Genomic DNA, 21,113 nt, shown 5'->3' on the forward strand with positions numbered 1-21,113 from the left:
TACTGTGGAGTTAATAAATAAATGGAAAGCAATCTATTGTTTTAAGTTTAGAAGTAATATTGATTTTATCTGTAACAATTTAAATTTTTTAAAATCAAGGAAAAAAAAGCCAAAGTTAATTGTTGGGTGGGTTTAGTATTTTGCCTTTAACTTCGTCTAAGTAACTTCTACCAATAACATATCTCATGCCTCCAACTTCAACGCTATTGCCTTCTAAAACATCTATTTTGTCAAATGCTACAGTGTAAGATCTATGAATTCGAATAAAATTTTTAGAAGGTAACATTTCAATAAAACTATTATGTGTTTGGTGTATAATAAATCGATCTGTAGAAGTACTAATTTTTAAGTAATCCCTTAGGCTTTCTATTACCAAAATTTCATCTAAAAAAATTTTAATATTTTTCTTTTTATCTACTTTAACAAAGATAAATGGCCTTGTATTAATTTTTGTTTGAGATTGTTTATTATTATAGAAAATCTTCTGTGCCTTATTTATAGCCAACATAAAACGAGGAAATGGAATTGGTTTTATTAAATAATCGAGCACTTCCAATTCATAAGTTTCCACAGCATATTCTTTGTGGGCACTTGTAATAATAATAAGAGGTTTGTGTTCTAGGCTTTTAATAAAACTTAAACCATCTAAAAGAGGCATATTTATGTCTAAAAAAATTAGATCTACTACTTCTTTTTTTAAAAAGTTTAATGCATCAATGGCGTTACCAAATGTCGAAACAACATCTATATCGTTTATTTGCTCTAAGTAATTTTTAATCACATTAATAGCTAATGGCTCATCATCAATAATCAAACTTCTTATCCCCATTTTTATACTTTTATTTTTAAGTTTACAATAAATAAATTATTTATTGTTTCAATGGATAAATCGTAGTCTTCTTTACGATATCCAAGTTCTAATCTTTTTTTTACGTTTGTTAATCCAATACCTCCAAAATTAGGTATAATTTTATTCTTTTCATAAATTGAAACTGCAGGAGTAGGATTTGTTATTTTAAAATAAAGAAAGTTTTCTTTAATTTCAAAACTAATATCTAATTTCACTTCATAAATATTTTTGTCAATTCCATGTTTAAATGCATTTTCTACGAAAGATAACAGCAATATAGGAGCTATTTTTTTTCCCATAATATTTCCAGCCATATCCATATTTACTTCCAGTAATTCTCCATGTCTCATTCTTTCTAATTCAATATAATTTTGAATACACAGAATTTCTTTTTCTAGACTTTGTCTTTTGTTGCCTGTTTCATAAAGAATATATCGCATTAACTCCGAAAGCTTTAAAATTATTTTCGGCGTTTTTTCTGATTTTTCAATGGCTAAAGAATAAATGTTATTTAATGTGTTAAAAAAGAAGTGTGGAGACACCTGAGACCTCAAAAAAAGTAATTCTGTTTCTAATTGCACTTTTTCTAAATCTATTAATCTTTTGTGCTCCTTAATCCAATCCATTGTAATTTTAATGGCAGTTACAAAGGTTACAACGTATAATTCTCCAATCATCATATCTATGGCATAATCCATAGTAAATTGATTAATTTGTTGAGGTCCTTCTGGCCAAACATCGTTACTAATAAGGTAGTAAGTTAGGTTAAATTTAAGGAAAACCATTGCCAACAAAGCCAAAATAACAAAGAGTATATAAATGTTATATTTACGTTTGAAAACAAATTTGGGCATTAAATAATAAATATTAAGATAGGCTAAGAAAATATGTATTGGAAAACCTATAAGGTTGGTTTTAAAAGAATACATAAAATCGTTAAAATATCTACCCCATCGAAAAGTATTAAATAGGAAATAAATTAACCAAAAAATTACATGATGTCTTAGTGTTATTATAAATAGTTTTCTTGGTTCCATATTTCTACTTTTTGATGTCTGTCGACATTCTTAAGCTATTTGTCTAATATTATTCTTTATAATGCGCTACTTTTTTTAATTTACTTGACTTAAAACAGGAATAAATGATATATTTTAAAAATCCGAATATAAAGATATTTTACATTTTAGTAACCATTCTAACAGTTGTTTCATGTGATAAAACTAATTTAGAGCAAGAAACAAAATCATTAACAGAATTTGTGGATCCTTTTATAGGAACAGGTGGTCATGGACATACATATCCAGGAGCAACAGTTCCTTTTGGAATGTTGCAAGTAACTCCTGTAAATGGAATCTCTAAATGGGACTGGTGTTCAGGGTATCATTATTCAGATTCTGTGGCTGTTGGTTTTAGTCATTTGGCTTTAAGTGGAACAGGAATTGGAGATTTGGCAGATATTCTTTTTATGCCAATTAATAAAAAAGTCGATTTATCTATCAATCCAAAATCTAGAGATAGTATTGCTTATAGATCTTCTTATAGTCATGACAATGAAACAGCAAAACCTGGTTATTATCAAGTTTTTTTAGAAGACCATAATGTAAATGTAGAATTAACAACAACAAAAAGAACAGCATATCATAAATATACTTTTAAAAAGGAAGATAAACAATCTGTAGTTATTGATTTAGGATTCGCAATAAACTGGGATACACCTCTTAAAACATCTATAAATATTGAAGATGAATACACAATAAGTGGAACTCGTTTCAGTAAAGGTTGGGCAAGAAATCAAAAAGTATTTTTTGTGGCTAAATTTTCGAAGCCGATTACAAAACATCAACTATATTCGGATGGTAATTTTAGTAATAATAATTCATCAGAGGGAACAAAAACTGCAACACAATTATTTTTTGATACTAAGAATAAGGAAGAATTATTTGTAAAAGTAGCCTTATCATCTGTAAGTGTAGAAAATGCAAAAGATAATTTAAGAGAAGGAGGTTTCGATTTTAATATAATAAAAGATGAAGCAGAAGACAAATGGAGCAATGCTTTAACAAAAATTGAAGTTGAAACGCCTGTAGATTCTTTAAAAACAATTTTTTACACAGCAATGTATCATGCACAATTAGCGCCAGTTACTTACAGCGATAAAAACGGTCAATTTAGAAAAGAGAATGACGAAATTGTAACTGCAAAAAACTATACAGCATATTCTACATTATCACTTTGGGATACTTTTAGAGCAGAACATCCTTTATTAACTTTAACAGCGCCAGATAGAGTTTCCGATATTATAAATACAATGTTGGCATATTATGAAACCAAAGAAATATTACCAGTTTGGACTTTGTACGCAAACGAAACCAATACAATGACTGGTTATCATTCAATCCCAGTAATTGTAGAAGCATATATGAAAGGAATTCGTGGTTTCGATACCGAAAAAGCATTTGAAGCAATGAAAACAACAATGATGCAAGATGAAAGAGGATTGAATCATTATAAGAAATACGGATATATTCCTTATAGTTTATTGGACGAATCTGTAACAATTACTTTAGAGTACGCATATGACGATTGGTGTGTAGCTCAAATGGCAAAAGCCTTAGGGAAAGATGCTGATTACAAATTTTTCTTAGATCGTTCAAAGGCATATCAACATTTATTTGATAATAAAACTGGTTTTATGCGAGGAAGATCTGTAGATGGTAAGTCTTTCAACGAACCTTTTGATGCAAAACATTCCAACCACAGAGAGCAAACAGATTACACAGAAGGGAATGCTTGGCAACATAGTTGGTTTGTTCCTCAAGATCCAGAAGATTTTATTAAACTTCACGGAAGTAACGAAGTTTTTGCAAGTAGATTAGAGCAGTTATTTACAGAAAGCTCAGAAATTACTGGCGATAATATTTCTGCAGATATTTCTGGACTTATTGGACAATATGCGCATGGAAATGAACCAAGTCATCATATCGCTTACCTTTTTAACCATGCAAATCAACCTTGGCGAACGCAATATTGGGCACGTCATATCATGGATACGCAATATAATACAACTCCAAATGGTTTAAGTGGAAATGAAGATTGTGGTCAAATGAGTGCTTGGTATGCGTTAAGCTCTATTGGATTATATGCCATGAATCCTGCTTCTGGAAATTATGAAATTGGAAGCCCTATTTTCGAAAAAGCAACAATTAAAGTTTCTGAAGGAAAAACATTTATAATTGAAGGAGAAAACGTTTCAGATAAGAATATTTATATCCAATCTGCAACGCTTAATGGTAAAGAGTTCAATAGAACAAACATCTCTCATAAAGAGATATTAGAAGGTGGAACACTGCATTTTGTAATGGGTAGTCAGCCGAACAAAAATTGGGGGAGTTTAAAATAATTAATTCACAGCCAATAAAAACTAACCAATAACCCTAACCAACTATGGATATCATTGATGTTTCAATAATAATGCTCTATATCGTCTTAACTTTAGGCGTAGGAATTTGGATTTCTAAAAGAGCATCAAAAGGATTAGATTCTTATTTTCTCGGAGGAAAAAGTATAAAATGGTATTACTTAGGTTTAAGTAATGGTTCAGGAATGTTCGATGTTTCTGGAACAGCTTGGATGGTAGGAATTTTATTCTTGTATGGAGTTAAAAGTTTCATGTTCATGTGGATGTGGCCAATTTGGAACCAGATTTTTATAATGATTTTCTTAGCCGCTTGGATTCGACGTTCGAATATTATGACAGGTTCCGAATGGATTTTAACACGTTTTGGAGATGGTAAAGCAGGTAGAGCATCTCATTTAATTGTGGCAATTTTTGCGATTATTGCTTCCATAGGTTTTATTGCTTACTTTTTTGAAGGTGTAGGGAAGTTCATGTCAATCATTCTTCCTTGGGATTTAACTTTTATGATTGGGCAAAGCGAACTTTTAACATCCGACCAGAGTTATGCCTTAATAATTATTTTTTTAACTACCATTTATACGATAAAAGGTGGAATGTTTTCTGTAGTTGCAACCGAAGTTTTGCAATATGGAATTATGGTTTTAGCAGGGCTCTTAATTGCAGGTTATGCATTTATTACAGTTACAGATATCGAAATAAGCAACGTACTTTCAACAGAATGGAGCAACATAATGTTTGGTTGGGAAATTGAAGGTTCATGGACGGGCAAGTACGAAGCTTTTAATAATTTAATAGATACACAAGGCTATAAAATGTTTGGGGCGTTTATAGGAATGTCTCTTTTTAAAGGAATTTTCGCAAGTATTGCTGGGCCAACACCAAGTTACGATATGCAACGAATTTTATCTACAAGATCGGTAAAAGAGGCAGCATATATGTCAGGTTTTACAAATTTGGTGCTTTTTATTCCTCGTTATTTATTAATTGGAGGAATCGTTATTATTGCTTTGGTGTATATCGCTCCAGAAATGGCAGTTTCAAATACATTAAGTTTAAATGATTTAGAAATTATTCTTCCAAAAGTAATTAATAACCACGTTCCAGTTGGTATCAAAGGATTGTTATTAGCAGGACTTTTAGCAGCATTTATGTCTACTTTTTCTGCATTTGTAAATTCAGGACCAGCCTATATTGTAAACGATATTTATAAGAAGTATTTCAAGCCAACTGCACCAGATAAACATTATATAAAAGCGAGTCATATAGCTTCGTTTGCAATTGTAATTATTGGCGTAATTATGGGGTTCTTTGCAGATTCTATAAACTCACTAACCTTATGGATAACTAGCGCACTTTATGGTGGTTATGTCGCCGCAAATTTCTTAAAATGGATTTGGTGGCGTTTTAATGGTTGGGGATATTTTTGGGGAATGACAGCTGGTTTGTTTATTGCAACTCTTCAGTTTTTATTAGACCAAAATAAAGCGAATTTCGAAATTGGTACTTGGTTGTACGATTTAGCACAAATTCCTGCGATTTACATTTTTCCTATTATATTTATTGTCTCTTTATTAGGTTCTTTCTTAGGAACACTTTTTACACCAGCAACACCAATGGAAACTTTAAAAAAGTTTTATTCAAATGTACGTCCTTGGGGTTTGTGGGGTCCAGTTTATAGAGAGTTAAAAGGTGAAGACGAAACGTTTACTAAAAACGAAGACTTTGTAAGTGATATGTTAAATTGTGTCATTGGTGTTGTATGGCAATCCAGCATGATTTTACTACCAATATATTTTATGATTAGAGATTATCCTAAAACATTAATTGCATTATTGGTATTTGTAATAACATCAATTGTTTTAAAATTCACTTGGTTAGATAAAGTGAGAAAATATAAAAATTAAAAAGAAATGAGTTCAATTCCTTGGCAAGATAAACCAGAAAATTCGAATGATGTTGTTTGGCGTTATTCGGAAAATCCTATCATTAATAGATACGATATTCCATCTTCTAACAGTATTTTTAACAGTGCTGTAGTTCCTTTTAAAGATGGTTTTGCTGGTGTTTTTAGGTGTGATAACAAAGCAGTGCAAATGAATATTTTCGCTGGTTTTAGTAAAAACGGAATCGATTGGGAAATTAATCACGAACCAATTGAAATGATGGCAGGAAACACAGAAATGATCGAATCGGATTATAAATACGACCCACGTGTTGTTTTTATTGAAGACAGGTATTGGATTACTTGGTGTAATGGTTACAATGGACCCACAATTGGTATTGGTTATACATTCGATTTTAAAGAGTTTTTTCAATGTGAAAATGCTTTTTTACCTTTCAATAGAAATGGGGTTTTATTTCCACAGAAAATAAACGGAAAATACGCAATGCTAAGTCGTCCAAGTGATAATGGACACACTCCATTTGGCGATATTTATATCAGTTATAGTCCAGATATGAAATTTTGGGGAGAACATAGATGTGTTATGAAAGCAACGCCTTTCGAGGATAGTGCTTGGCAATGTACAAAAATAGGAGCAGGGCCAATTCCAATTCTTACAGATGAAGGTTGGTTAATGTTATATCATGGAGTTATAAATACGTGTAACGGATTTAGATACGCAATGGGTGCTGCAATTTTAGAAGAAAATGAACCAGATAAAGTAAAATACAGAACACAACCTTATTTATTAGGACCTGCAGAACAATACGAAATGGTGGGAGATGTACCAAATGTGGTTTTTCCTTGTGCAGCTTTACATGATACAAAAGAAGATAAATTGGCAATTTACTATGGTGCCGCAGATACAGTTGTAGCAATGGCTTTTGGTAAGTTGAGTGAAGTCGTACAATTTACAAAAGATAATAGTTTATAAGATGAAGATGTTATCAAAATTAAAATATGTAAGTATTATTTTTTGTGGTGTATCCATAATGAGTTGTGCGCAATCAAAAAAAGAAATTATTCCAGAAACATATGTCGCTCATAAAACTTCGGAAACCATAATTATAGATGGAAAAGCAAATGAGTCTGAGTGGAAAAAAGCAAAATGGACAAACAATTTTATTGATATTGAAGGGGTGAAAACACCAAAATATCAAACCAATGTAAAAATGCTTTGGGACGAAAACTACTATTATATTTTAGCAGAAATGAAAGAACCTCATATTTGGGCAGATATTACAAAACGAGATGAAGTTATTTTTTACAATAATGATTTCGAGGTTTTTATAGAGCCAGATGGAGACACACATAATTATTACGAATTAGAAATTAATGCATTAAATACTGCTTGGGATTTATTTATTTCGAAACCCTACAGAGAGTCAGATGGGGTTATTTTAAATGATTGGAATTTTACTGGCTTAAAGTCTGCAATTAGCATCAATGGAACATTAAATAATTCGGGTGATACTGATAAAAGTTGGACGTTAGAAATTGCAATTCCATTTAAAGATTTAAGAACACTTTACAAACAAGACAATGTGCCAAGAGATAAATTTTGGCGCGTTAATTTTTCGAGAGTAAATTGGGATCATGATATTAAAGATGGTAAATATTCTCGTAAAAAAGGAAAAGATGGTAAATATTTACATGAATATAATTGGGTTTGGTCGTCAACAGGAGTTATAAATATGCATTTGCCAGAAAATTGGGGATATGTTTATTTTTCAACAAAAAATGTGGAAAGCAACGATTCATTTACAATTCCGAAAGACGATAAAATCAAACGAGAATTGTATAATTTATACAGAAAACAAAAAAGCCATTTCAAAAAGAATAAGTTGTGGTTATCTATTGATAAATTATCATCAACAGAAATTAAAGTGGATGGAAAAACTATTATACCAGAATTAAAGTTCCATGAAACAGGTTGGAATTTAATGACGAAAAGTCCATTTACTCAAAAAGTACTAATTATAAAAGAAGACGGAAAATTCATTTCAAAATAAAATAATATGAAGCTATTAGGTAAACTTTCAATTTTATTATTAATGATTGCTTTTACAGCATGCAATCAAAAAGTAGAAAAAAAGCAAGATGATAAAGAACTTGTAAATAATACAAAATCAGCATTCGATTTTGGTGTTTGGATAACGTCCCAAAAAGATAAAAAAAATGCAGATTATGCTGCAGAGTTTAAAAAATACAAAGAAGGTGGTATTGACGAAATTTTAATCAATACAAATACAGACCCAAAAGAATTGGAACGTTTAGTGCCAATTGCAACGAAAGAAGGTTTAAAAGTTCATGCGTGGATTATGGCTGTAAATCGTCCTGGAGATACAGTTGCATTAAAACATCCAGAATGGTATCAAGTAAGTCGCGAAGGAAAATCTTGTTTCGATACACGACCTTATGTTGGCTATTATCAATGGTTGTGCCCAACCAGAGAAGCATCAAGAAACCATATTTTAGGTTTGGTTGAAGGTTTGGCTAAAGTAGAAGGAATTGAAAGTGTGCATTTAGATTATATACGTTTTCCAGACATTTTTTTACCAATTGGTTTATTGCCAAAATACAATTTAGTTCAAGATACAGAAATGGCAGAATACGATTTTTGTTATTGTGATGAATGTGTAAATGCTTTCGAGAAAATACATCATAAAAACCCAAGAGAAAGTAAAAATACTGCGATTGATATGGAATGGAAAAATTTCCGTTTAAACGCAATAAAAACACTGGTTGATGATGCTTATAAAATTGTACATAACAATAATAAAAAACTAACAGCTGCAGTATTTCCTTATCCAGAAATGGCAGATCATATGGTTCGTCAAAGATGGGATAAATGGAATATAGATGAGGTATATCCAATGATTTATCACGGGTTTTATAACGAAGAAATAGATTGGATAGGATATGCAACTAAACAAGGAGTTGATGATTTAAAAGGAAAAAAAGTAGGTGTTAATACAGGTGTTTATTTACCTCCTTTTACATCTAATGAAGAGTTAAAACAAGCTATTTTGCTAGCGAAAGAAAATGGAGCAAAAGGAGTAACATTTTTTGATGGTCCTCAATTAACAGACGAATATTTAAAAACAATTAGAGAAACAAAAGCGTCATTTTCTAAATAAGTATGCAAAAACAGGGCTTTTTTTTTATAATAATTTTAGTGCTTTTTTTTAATTGCACTAAAGAGAAAAACGATGCTATAAAACTAACAGGTTTTGTGAATCCGTTTATTGGTTCAGATGGTCCTGGAAATACATATCCAGGAGCAACAATGCCTTTTGGAATGGTACAGTTAAGTCCAGATATTGGTATTCCAGGTTGGGACAGAATTGCAGGATATTATTACCAAGACTCCATAATTTCTGGTTTTTCTCACATGCATTTAACAGGAACTGGAGCTGGAGATTTGTATGATATTTTGGTCATGCCCACCAATAGCAAATTTTCAAAAAGAATTAAAGAGAATAATTTTAAACCTTTTTCGAGTTTTTCTCACGATAAAGAAACTGCTTCTCCAGGATATTATGCTGTAGATTTATTAGACTATAATATCAAAGCCGAAGTCACAGCAACAAACCGAACAGGAATCCATAAATACACATTTCCAAAAGATTCGTTGTCGCAAATTCATGTCGATTTAGGCTATGCTTTAAATTGGGATAGTCCAACAGATACGCAAATAAAAGTGGTTAATAATACGACTATTAGAGGCTATAGAAAATCTACAGGTTGGGCAAAAGACCAAAGAGTTTATTTTCAAATTGAAGTTTCTAAACCTTTTAAGTCTTACGAATTGTATCAAAATGATAGTTTAGTTTCTGATGTTGCAAAAGGAAAAAACACCAAAATTATTTTAAATTATGCTACTGATAAAGGTGAAGAAATCATCTTAAAAACAGGGTTATCAACAGGAAATATCGAAGGTGCAAAATTATCATTAGAAAAAGAAGCACCTCATTTTAATTTTGAAGAATACAGAAAACAGGCAGATGAGATTTGGGAAAAACAACTTCAAAAAATTAAAATAGAATCAAAAGACAGCACCAAAAAGCATATTTTTTATACAATGTTATATCAAAGTATGTTGGCGCCAACTTTGTTAAGTGATTTAAACGGAAATTATAAAGGTGCAAACGATACCATTATGAATGCTGGTGATTTCAATAGATATGACACGTTTTCTTTATGGGACACTTACAGAGCTGCGCATCCACTTTATACAATTTTGCATCCAAATAAAGTGTCGGACATGATTAAATCGATGTTGGCACATTATAAAGAAACAGGTTTATTACCAGTTTGGTCCATGCAAGGAAATGAAACTAATATGATGATTGGTTATCACGCAGTTCCTGTAGTAGTTGATGCTTATTTTAAAGGAATTGATTTTAATACTGAATTAGCTTACGAAGCCTGCAAAGCAAGTGCAATGGATAATGCTCGTCAAATTGATACTTACAAAGAATTAGGCTTTGTTCCAATTGATGTAAAACATGAAAATTGGTCGGTTTCTAAAACGTTAGAATATGCTTACGACGATTGGTGTATTGCGAAGTTTGCTGAAAAATTAGGGAAAGAAGAAGATTATCAATATTTTTTAAAGCGTTCCGAAAACTGGCGAAATGTGTATGATGAGCAAAGTTCATTTATGCGCCCTAAATACAAGGAAGGCAATTTTATTGAAAAATTTATTCCTAAAGAATACACACCTTATTTCTGCGAAAGTAATGCTTGGCAATATGTTTGGAATGTTCCACAAAATCTGGAAGGTTTAATAAAAACCATTGGTGGAGAAGAACGTTTTGAGCAAAAGTTAGATTCTATGTTCAGCTTAAATCCTTTGCCTGAAGACAAATTACCTATTTTTAGTACAGGTATGATTGGGCAATATGCACATGGAAATGAACCAAGCCATCATGTAGGTTATTTGTATAATTACATAAATAAACCGTGGAAAGCACAAAGTATTATTAGAGAAATTTTAGAAACTCAATACAAAAATGAACCAAATGGACATTGTGGAAATGAGGATTGTGGACAAATGTCTTCTTGGTATGTTTTAAGTTCTTTAGGTTTCTACCCTGTAAATCCAGCACAAGGAATGTATAGTTTTGGTTCGCCAATTTTCGATAAAGCAACCATCAATTTAGAAAACGGAAATCAATTTACGGTGGAAGCGATTAACAATTCCACAGAAAATAAATATATCCAGTCTATTACTTTAAATGAGAAGGAAATAAATAGGAATTACATTCGTCATAGTGAGATTGCAAATGGAGGAAAACTCGTTTTTAAAATGGGAAATAAACCTGCTGTAAATAAAACTTATAACTTAGGAATATCATCAAAAATTTATCAATAGAAAGTATAAAAAAGTATTTAAAATGAATAAAAGAATTGCATTATTAGTTGTTGTTATCTGTCTTTCAATAAAAGGGTTTAGTCAAGACAAACCTTTCTGGCTAAACGAAAATAAAAATGAAGATAATAGAGAGCCTATGCATGCTTCTTATTATGTTTTCGAAAATGAAGCATTGGCGAAAAAAGGCGACTGGAAAGCATCAAAAAATTATTTAGACTTAAATGGAATCTGGAAATTCAAATGGATTGAAAATGCCACAGATTTACCAAACAATTTTGAAAAACCAACTTTTAATGATAGCAATTGGGACGATTTTAAAATTCCTGCAACCTGGGAAGTGAATGGATATGGATATCCAGTTTATGTAAATACGACTTACGAATTTGATAAAATTTTAAAGAAAAACCCACCAATTGTTCCAGCAAAAGAAAATCACGTTGGTATTTATAGAAGAGAAATTAATGTTGATGAAAACTGGAAAGGAAAAGATATTTTTCTTCATGTAGGTGCTGCAAAATCAAACTTAACAGTTTGGGTAAATGGCGAATATGTTGGTTATGGAGAAGATGGAAAATTACCACAAGAATTCAAGTTGAATCAATTTTTAAAATCAGGAAAAAACACCATTGTTTTTAAAGTGATGCGTTGGAATGATGGTTCGTATTTAGAATGTCAAGATTTTTGGAGAATGAGCGGAATTACCAGAGAAACGTTTTTATACGCTCGTAATAAAACACATGTAATAGATTTTGAAATTTTACCTAGTTTAGACGCTTCTTACAAAAACGGATCATTAAAAGTATCTACATCAATATCAAACTTAGATAAAAAAAATAAATACGCTTTAGAAGTTCAGCTAAAAGATGGCGATAAAATTATAGATAAAAAAGAACTAAATAAGAATCAGTTATCAGCAAAATCAACATTTAATTTTTCCGTAAAAAACACCAAAAATTGGAGTGCGGAAGTTCCGAATCTTTACACTGTAAACTTTATTTTGAAAGATAAAAGAGGAAAAACTGTTGAATTTATTAGTAAAAAAATAGGTTTTAGAACCTCAGAAATTAAAAACGGACAATTATTAGTAAATGGACAACCTGTTTATATAAAAGGTGTAAATCGACATGAAACAGACCCAACAACTGGGCAAACCATTTCTAAAGAGAGAATGGAGCAAGACATAAAAGTATTGAAAGAATTTAATATCAACGCAGTTAGAACATCACACTATCCAAACGATTCTTATTTTTATGAATTATGTGACAAATACGGAATTTATGTTGTAGATGAAGCCAATATAGAATCTCATGGAATGGGATATAATATTACTCAGACTTTGGGAAATAAACCAAATTGGGAATTGGCGCATTTGCAACGTGTGGAAAGAATGGTTATTCGTGATAAAAACCATCCTTCAATTATTATTTGGAGCATGGGTAATGAAGCAGGACATGGATATAATTTCTATAGATCGTATTTAAGAATTAAAGAATTAGACAGTTCAAGACCAGTTCAATACGAAAGAGCTTCTGTAGGAGGTTGGTCTGGAAAAGGATTAAAATTCGATTGGGATTCCGATCTTGTAGTGCCAATGTACAGTTCCCCAACTTCAATGATTGAGTATGCTGAAGCAAATCCAAATGGTGGTAAACCTTTAATTCAATGTGAATATTCACATGCAATGGGAAATTCCATGGGAAATTTTAAAGATTATTGGGATATTATTAGAAAATATAGAATATTACAAGGAGGTTTTATTTGGGATATGATAGACCAATCTGTGTATAAAAAACGAAAAGACGGAACTGTAATTTTTGCGTATGGTGGCGATTTTGGTCCTGAAGATGTACCAAGTGATAATAACTTTTTAAATAATGGTGTTTTTAATCCAGAAAGAGAACCAAATCCGCATGCTTTTGAAGTGCAGAATGTGTATCAAGATATTTTAACTTCTTGGGCAGATAAAAATACGGCTTCCATAAAAGTATTTAACGAATTCTTTTTTAAAGACTTAAGTAATGTATCTTTAAAATGGGAATTATTATTGGATGGTGTGGTTTCTAAAAAAGGAACTATTGAAAACTTAGAGGTAAATCCGCAAGAATCTAAAACGTATAAAATTCCAGTAAATTTATCAGGAAAACAATTCAGGGAAGCTTTGGTAAATGTTACGTATCACATAAAAAGTTCTGAACCTTTTTTACCAAATGGTTATAAAATAGCATCAGAACAATTGAGTTTAGATGGAAGTTGGAAAAACGATATTTCTGTAAAAGGAGTTAACAGAATGAGTGTTGAAAATGGCACTTCAGAAATTACTTTTAAAAGTAATAAAGCAAGTGTTACTTTCAATAAAAAGTCAGGTTTAATTTCGGGCTATATATTTAACAATCAAAATATATTAAAAGAAAATACGCAAATACACCCAAATTTTTGGAGAGCGCCTAATGACAATGACATGGGAGCAAGTTTTCAGAAGAAATTTATAGCTTGGAAAAACCCAATGAAAGAAGCAAAACTTACCAATTGGGATTATTTTACAACAGCAGATAATAAAGTGGTTGTAAAAGCGAATTATACCTTGCCAATAGTGTATTCTAAATTAGTATTAAATTACGAAATAAATAGTAATGGTGAGATTAATATAGAACAATCTATAAATATTGATGCTTCAGAAAAAGTGTCTATTTTACCAAGATTTGGAATGGAAATGGTGTTGCCTAAAAAGTTCAATTCAGTTTCTTATTATGGTAGAGGTCCTTTCGAAAATTATATCGATAGAAACTACAGTTCTAAAGTAGGGTTGTACAATCAAACTGTTTCAGAACAATATTACCCATACATTCGTCCGCAAGAAACTGGACACAAAACAGATGTTCGCTGGTGGAGTTTATCAGATGGAAAATCAACAAATATTAAAATACAATCAGATACACTTTTTGGAGCAACTGCGCTTCATTATTTAACTGAAGATTTAGATGACGGACTTGAAAAAGACCAAAGAAATGCAGCAGATATTAAAGAAAGAGATTTAACAAATTTACAGTTAGATTATAAGCAAATGGGTTTAGGAAGTATCGATAGTTGGGGAGCATGGCCAATGGAAAAATACAGGCTTTCTGAGAAAATATATACTTATAAATTCAAAATAACACCTTCAACAAAATAATTCAAAAAACAATACAAATGAAGTTTACCTATAAATACATTGTTTTAATTTTAGTAATTACAATATTTTCTTGTAAAAAAGACAGGGTTTTTACAATGGAAGATATTCAGTTAATTCCTAAACCAGCAGAATTAAATTTAGAAAAAGGAAGTTTTGAGTTCGATAAAAACACAAAATTTGTTATTAATAATGATGAGCAAATACAAGCTTCAGAAATTTTAGCAAGCAAGTTTAAAACCGTTGCAAATTGGGATTTAGAAGCCGTAAAAGAAGCGCCTTCTTCTAATTATATTCAATTTATATTAAATAACAATTTAGAAAAAGAAGCCTATAAACTAAATGTAAATAATGATGTAATTAAAATTGAAGCGAGTAATTTTTCAGGTTTTTTATATGGGGTTGAAACAATTCGTCAATTATTACCAGCAGAAATTGAAAGCGATACAACTGTTGATAATATCACTTGGGAAATTCCAAATATTACAATTACAGATGCTCCTCGTTTTAAATGGCGTGGATTAATGTTAGATGTTTCCAGACATTTTTTCGAAAAAGAATACGTTTTAAAAACAATAGATCGTTTGGCATATTTAAAAATGAACACACTCCATTTACATTTGGTAGACGACCAAGGATGGCGTATAGAAATTAAAAAGTATCCCAAATTAACAGAAGTTGGTGCTTGGAGAGTAGACCAAGAAAACAAACCTTGGGATGGTAGATATACACCGAAATTAGGCGAAAAAGCTACGTATGGCGGATTTTACACACAAGAAGATATTAAAGAAATTGTTGCATATGCGAAACGAAGAGGTATTAATGTGGTGCCAGAGATAGAAATGCCTGCACACGTTACCAGTGCAATTGCAGCGTATCCAGAGTTTTCTTGTTTAGAAAAACCAGTAACTGTTCCTTCTGGTGGATTGTGGCCAATTACAGATATTTATTGCGCAGGAAAAGATTCAACTTTTGAATTTTTACAAGATGTTTTAACGGAAGTTATGGATTTATTTCCATCAAAATATATTCATGTTGGTGGAGACGAAGCAACGAAAACCAACTGGAAAACTTGTAAAGATTGTCAAAAAAGAATGAAAACCGAAGGTTTGCATGATGTAGAGGAGTTACAAAGTTATTTTATAAAACGTATGGAACGTTTTATAAGTTCTAAAGGACGTGTATTAATTGGTTGGGACGAAATTCTAGAAGGAGGTTTAGCACCAGGAGCAACAGTTATGAGTTGGAGAGGTGTAAAAGGTGGTTTAGAAGCATCTGAACAAGGACATGATGTTGTTATGAGTCCAGGAACGCATTGTTATTTCGATCATTATCAAGGACCTATGGATACAGAACCTTTGGCTTGGGGCGGTTTTACTCCAATTAGTAAGGTTTATAAATTTGATCCTGTTGTAGAAACGATGACAGAAGAACAAGCGAAACATGTTTTAGGAGGGCAAGCCAATGTATGGGCAGAGCATATTCCAACAACTTCGCAATCGGAATATATGATTTTTCCAAGATTAACAGCATTGTCTGAAGTGCTTTGGAGTCCTAAGAAAGATAGAAGCTGGAACGAATTTACACCACGTTTAAAAGAAATGTTTAAGCGATACGATTTTCAAGGAATTAATTATGCTAAAAGTGCATATACCATTTCTACTGAAACTCAAGTGAATGATACTACAAACGTGATTTCTGTATCACTTAAAAATGAGTTTTCAGATTCAGATATTCGTTACGTGTTAAATAACGCATCATTAGATAACGAGGCTATTCCTTATAAAGAACCGATAGAATTAAAAGAAACTACTACCATAAAAACTTCTGTTTTTAAAGATGATAAACCAATAGGTAGAGTATTTGAAAAAACCTTTAATTATCATAAAGCAGTTGGTAAAAAAGTAACTTATTTATCAAAATACAGCAACAGTTATAAAGGTGCTGGTGCTAATAATATGACAAATATTATTAGAGGGTCTAAAAATTTTCATGATGGTCAATGGCAAGCTTGGATTGGTAATGATATGGAAGTTGTTATCGATTTAGAAATACCAACAGAAATTAGTAAAGTAAGCGTTGGTTCTACAGATAATCAGGGGCCAGGTATTTACTATCCAACAAAAGTAGAAGTTTTGCTTTCCAATGATGGGAAAAATTTTAAAAGAGCAGGTGTAATTAACAGAGCGTTAAAAGTAAACCCAAATATAGAACTTAAAGATTTTATTGTTAACTTTAAAAGTCAGAAAGCGACATTTGTAAAAGTGATTGCAAAGAGCGTTAAAAAAACACCAAATGGAGGTGGAGCTTGGTTATTTGTAGATGAGATTGTTGTAGAATAATTTAGTTATCTAACTGTGTAGGTTTGTTATTTGTCGAATTTATTCGATTATTTAAATAGGTTTATATATGTTGAAGTCTAAACTCGTAAAGAATTTGAAAAATTAGCGAATTCGTATCAATTTTACAAAGCGTGAATTTAACCTAAAATTAATATAACGAGTTTAACATGTTAATTAATAACCTGTAATAATGTCAAGGTCAAAAGGCTTAAAATCATTAAATTTAGCGATGTACTTTATAATACCGTTTATTTTGGTATTATTAATTAAGTACAAGCTAAGTAAAAATGATGGCGAATATTTATCTATAAATAGTCAAGCTAATAATACAACTCATGCCTCAAATTCAGTGAATAAAGACCTTAAGCTTCCGGAAACAATCGATTATATTTTTCATGTAAAACCCATTCTTTCAGATCGTTGTTATTTGTGTCATGGGCCAGATGAAGGAACTCGTGAAGCGGGTTTAAGATTAGATACAAAAGAAGGAGCTTATGCTGCAATTGGAGCAAATCTAGATAAGCATGCAATTGTTCCTGGAAATACAGAAGCAAGTAGATTGGTATTCAAAATTAATACTAAAGACCCGCAACAAATAATGCCTCCAATTCGCTCTAATCTTACCTTAACAGATTACGAAAAAGCAGTACTTTCTAAATGGATTGAACAAGGTGCTGTTTGGAAAGATCACTGGGCATTCACGCCACCTGTAAAAGCAGAAATTCCAAAAGTAGCGAATTCAGATTGGGCAAATAATAAGATAGATTTCTTCATTCTTAAAAAAATAGAAGAAAAAGGATTACAACCTTCAGAAAAAGCAACTAAAGAAAAACTCATCAGAAAAGTATATTTCGATCTTACAGGATTACCTCCAAGTATGAAAGATTTAGATAATTTTATAAATGATACTGCTGAAAATGCATTCGAAAAAGTAGTTGACAAATTATTAGCCTCAAAAGCATATGGAGAACGCATGACTTCCAGTTGGTTGGATGTTGCCAGATATGCAGATACACATGGATATCAAGACGATTTAGAACGTGTAATGTGGCCTTGGAGAGATTGGGTAATCAATGCATACAATAAAAATTTGCCCTATGATAAATTTATAAAATGGCAAATTGCAGGCGATTTATTACCAAACGCAACAATGGAGCAAATTGTAGCGACTGGTTTTAATAGAAATCACAAAATTACGCAAGAAGGTGGTGTAATTGACGAAGAATATAGAGTAGAATATGTAATGGACAGAACCAACACAACTTCTACAGCTTTGATGGGTTTAACGATGGAATGTGCAAGATGTCACGATCATAAATACGATCCTATTTCTCAAAAAGAATTTTATGGATTTTATAGTTTTTTCAATAAAGTAAACGAAAAAGGAAGAATAGAGTATGATGAAATTCCTGAACCAAACATTAAAATTACCAACAAAGAAATTGAAGAAACCTTAGCATTTATAAACAAACCAGATTCTATACCAGAATTGAATCTTATGGTAATGAAAGATGATGCTCCAAAGCGTAAAACATTCATTTTAAAAAGAGGTGAATACGATGCACCTACAGTAGAAGTAAATGCAGGAACTCCAGAAGCAGTTTTACCATTTACAGATGCTTTTCCAAAAAACAGATTAGGATTAACAGAATGGCTTTTTAATGATAATAACCCTTTAACAGCCAGAGTTGCTATCAATAGAATTTGGCAACAAATATTCGGAACAGGAATTGTTTCTACAGTAGACGATTTTGGAAACCAAGGTGCTTTGCCAACACATCCAGAATTATTAGATTGGTTAGCAGTTACTTTTAGAGAAGAAGGTTGGGATACTAAAAAAATGATTAAAATGATAGTGATGTCCAGCACTTACCAACAAAGTTCTAAAGTAACTCCAGAATTATTAGAATTAGATCCAAATAATTTATTGTTAGCACGAAGTTCTCGAAGTAAATTAACTGCAGAAATGATTAGAGATAACGCTTTAACTGTAAGTGGTTTATTAGTGGAGAAAATTGGTGGACCAAGTGTAAAACCATATCAACCAAAAGGATTGTGGGCAGAAACAACTTCAGGCCAAGGGCTTACAAAATACATTATGGATTCTGGAGAAGGCCAATACAGAAGAAGTTTATATACTTTTTGGAAACGCACAGTTCCACCACCATCTATGATAACTTTCGATGCTGCTTCAAGAGATTTATGCTCTGTAAAACGTCAAAAAACAAGCACGCCATTACAAGCTTTGGTAATGTTAAATGATCCTCAATTGATGGAAGCATCGAAACATTTATCAGAAAAAATATTGAAAAATAAAGATTGGAACGATACAGATAAAATAAAATATATTTTTAGAACGATAACATCTCGAACACCTAAAGAGGATGAGGTTGATAGTTTATTAGAATATTTAGAGTCCTCAAAAGAAGCATTTGAAACCACAAATAAGGCTACAAATGCTGAGGTAGATTCAACAAATAAAGAACATTATGCGTTTACAATATTAACAAGTTTATTATTTAATCTTGATGAAGCAATAGTTAAAGGATAATATTATGGAAGAACTAAACAAACATTTTATCAATAATAACAGAAGGCATTTTTTAAAAAAGCTTGGTTTTGGAATTGGTGGTTTAGCAACAGCTTCCTTATTAAATCCTTTTGGAACTTTTTCAGGAAAAGAGCAATTAGATTCTTTAGGTTTAAACTTGCCTCATTTTGCACCAAAAGCAAAACGTGTTATTTATCTTTTTCAAAGTGGTGGACCATCTCAGTTAGATCTTTTCGATTATAAGCCATTGCTTAATAAAATGAGAGGTCAAGATTTGCCAGATTCCGTTAGAAATGGACAACGTTTAACAGGAATGACTTCTGGGCAAGATAGTTTTCCTTTGGTGGGAAGTAATTTTAAATTCAAACAATATGGAGAATCTCGTGCTTGGGTTAGCGATTTAATGCCATACACTGCAAAAATTGTAGATGAACTTTGTTTTATCAAATCGATGCATACAGAAGCGATCAATCACGATCCAGCAATAACATTTTTTCAAACAGGTTCGCAACAAGCAGGAAGACCAAGTATGGGCTCGTGGATGAGTTACGGATTGGGAAGTTTAAATGAAAATTTACCAGCATTTACAGTTTTATTATCCAGAGGAACAGGTCGTCCTTTTTCTCAACCTTTATACTCACGTTTATGGGGAAATGGATTTTTAAGTTCGTTGCATCAAGGAGTACAATTTAGATCAGGGAAAGACCCAGTTTTGTATTTGAAAGATCCAGAAGGCATGACACGTGGTGAACGTAGAAAAATGTTAGATTATATAAGTGAATTGAACCACAAACAAGAACAAGAGTTTGGCGATCCAGAAATAAATAGTAGAATCGCGCAATATGAAATGGCATATCGCATGCAAACCTCTGTTCCATCAACTATGAATGTAGATGATGAGCCAGAACATATCATTAAAATGTATGGAGCAGATTCTAAAACACCAGGAACGTATGCTGCAAATTGTTTGTTGGCAAGACGTCTGGTAGAAAAAGACGTTCGTTTTGTGCAATTGTATCACATGGGATGGGATCAACATTTCGATTTACCTTCACAAATAGAAAAGCAAGCCAAAGATATAGATCAGGCAACTGCAGCTTTAATTTTAGATTTAAAACAAAGAGGTTTGTTAGAAGATACACTTGTAGTTTGGGGTGGCGAATTCGGACGAACAAATTACAGTCAAGGTACGCTTACAGATACCAATTATGGAAGAGATCATCATCCAAAATGCTTTACCATGTTTATGGCTGGTGGAGGTGTAAAACCAGGATTTACGTATGGAGAAACCGATGAATTTGGTTATAATATTGTAAAAGATCCAATGCACGTGCACGATTTACAAGCTACAATTATGAATCAAATGGGAATAGATCACACAAAATTTACACACAAACACCAAGGAAGACGTTTTAGATTAACAGATGTTTCTGGACACGTTATTAACGATATTTTAACCTAATT

12 protein-coding genes are annotated in these 21,113 nt (G+C 31.7%); 10 read left to right on the forward strand and 2 right to left on the reverse strand.

The features are described from left to right. Positions 1 to 115 precede the first annotated feature (115 nt). Positions 116 to 829: a LytR/AlgR family response regulator transcription factor gene (locus H9I45_RS14160; RefSeq protein ID WP_088354476.1), complete on the reverse strand. Its 714-nt coding sequence runs from the start codon at positions 827 to 829 to the stop codon at positions 116 to 118. Between the two features lie 2 nt (positions 830 to 831). Next, positions 832 to 1,887 (reverse strand): sensor histidine kinase, encoded by a 1,056-nt coding sequence (locus H9I45_RS14165; RefSeq protein ID WP_088354475.1) that lies wholly within the window; start codon positions 1,885 to 1,887, stop codon positions 832 to 834. 104 nt (positions 1,888 to 1,991) lie between these two features. On the opposite strand from H9I45_RS14165, the gene H9I45_RS14170 reads away from it, so the two are divergent. The 10 genes from H9I45_RS14170 (at position 1,992) to H9I45_RS14215 (ending at position 21,111) form a co-directional block, all read left to right on the forward strand. Continuing rightward, positions 1,992 to 4,250 (forward strand): GH92 family glycosyl hydrolase, encoded by a 2,259-nt coding sequence (locus H9I45_RS14170; protein WP_088354474.1) that lies wholly within the window; start codon positions 1,992 to 1,994, stop codon positions 4,248 to 4,250. A 44-nt stretch (positions 4,251 to 4,294) separates the two neighbouring features. After that, a complete protein-coding gene (locus H9I45_RS14175; RefSeq protein WP_088354473.1) occupies positions 4,295 to 6,172 on the forward strand; it encodes a sodium:solute symporter family protein in 1,878 nt (625 codons plus the stop codon). Positions 6,173 to 6,178: 6 nt separating this feature from the next. Then, positions 6,179 to 7,144 (forward strand): glycoside hydrolase family 130 protein, encoded by a 966-nt coding sequence (locus tag H9I45_RS14180; protein ID WP_088354472.1) that lies wholly within the window; start codon positions 6,179 to 6,181, stop codon positions 7,142 to 7,144. Between the two features lies 1 nt (position 7,145). Continuing rightward, a complete protein-coding gene (locus H9I45_RS14185; RefSeq protein ID WP_317043384.1) occupies positions 7,146 to 8,222 on the forward strand; it encodes a carbohydrate-binding family 9-like protein in 1,077 nt (358 codons plus the stop codon). Between the two features lie 6 nt (positions 8,223 to 8,228). Beyond that, the gene (locus H9I45_RS14190; RefSeq protein ID WP_088354471.1) at positions 8,229 to 9,350 is read left to right on the forward strand and encodes a putative glycoside hydrolase; all 1,122 of its coding nucleotides are present in this window, start codon (positions 8,229 to 8,231) and stop codon (positions 9,348 to 9,350) included. Between the two features lie 2 nt (positions 9,351 to 9,352). Further along, a complete protein-coding gene (locus H9I45_RS14195; RefSeq protein WP_088354470.1) occupies positions 9,353 to 11,590 on the forward strand; it encodes a GH92 family glycosyl hydrolase in 2,238 nt (745 codons plus the stop codon). A 22-nt stretch (positions 11,591 to 11,612) separates the two neighbouring features. After that, a complete protein-coding gene (locus H9I45_RS14200; protein WP_088354469.1) occupies positions 11,613 to 14,759 on the forward strand; it encodes a glycoside hydrolase family 2 TIM barrel-domain containing protein in 3,147 nt (1,048 codons plus the stop codon). 17 nt (positions 14,760 to 14,776) lie between these two features. Beyond that, the gene (locus H9I45_RS14205) at positions 14,777 to 17,098 is read left to right on the forward strand and encodes a glycoside hydrolase family 20 protein (RefSeq protein WP_088354468.1); all 2,322 of its coding nucleotides are present in this window, start codon (positions 14,777 to 14,779) and stop codon (positions 17,096 to 17,098) included. A gap of 229 nt (positions 17,099 to 17,327) precedes the next feature. Continuing rightward, on the forward strand, positions 17,328 to 19,649 hold the full coding sequence (locus tag H9I45_RS14210) for a PSD1 and planctomycete cytochrome C domain-containing protein (RefSeq protein ID WP_088354467.1): 2,322 nt from the start codon (positions 17,328 to 17,330) through the stop codon (positions 19,647 to 19,649). A 4-nt stretch (positions 19,650 to 19,653) separates the two neighbouring features. Further along, the gene (locus tag H9I45_RS14215; protein ID WP_088354466.1) at positions 19,654 to 21,111 is read left to right on the forward strand and encodes a DUF1501 domain-containing protein; all 1,458 of its coding nucleotides are present in this window, start codon (positions 19,654 to 19,656) and stop codon (positions 21,109 to 21,111) included. Positions 21,112 to 21,113 lie beyond the last annotated feature (2 nt).

This window comes from Polaribacter haliotis (assembly GCF_014784055.1).
Taxonomy (GTDB): Bacteria; Bacteroidota; Bacteroidia; order Flavobacteriales; family Flavobacteriaceae; genus Polaribacter; species Polaribacter haliotis.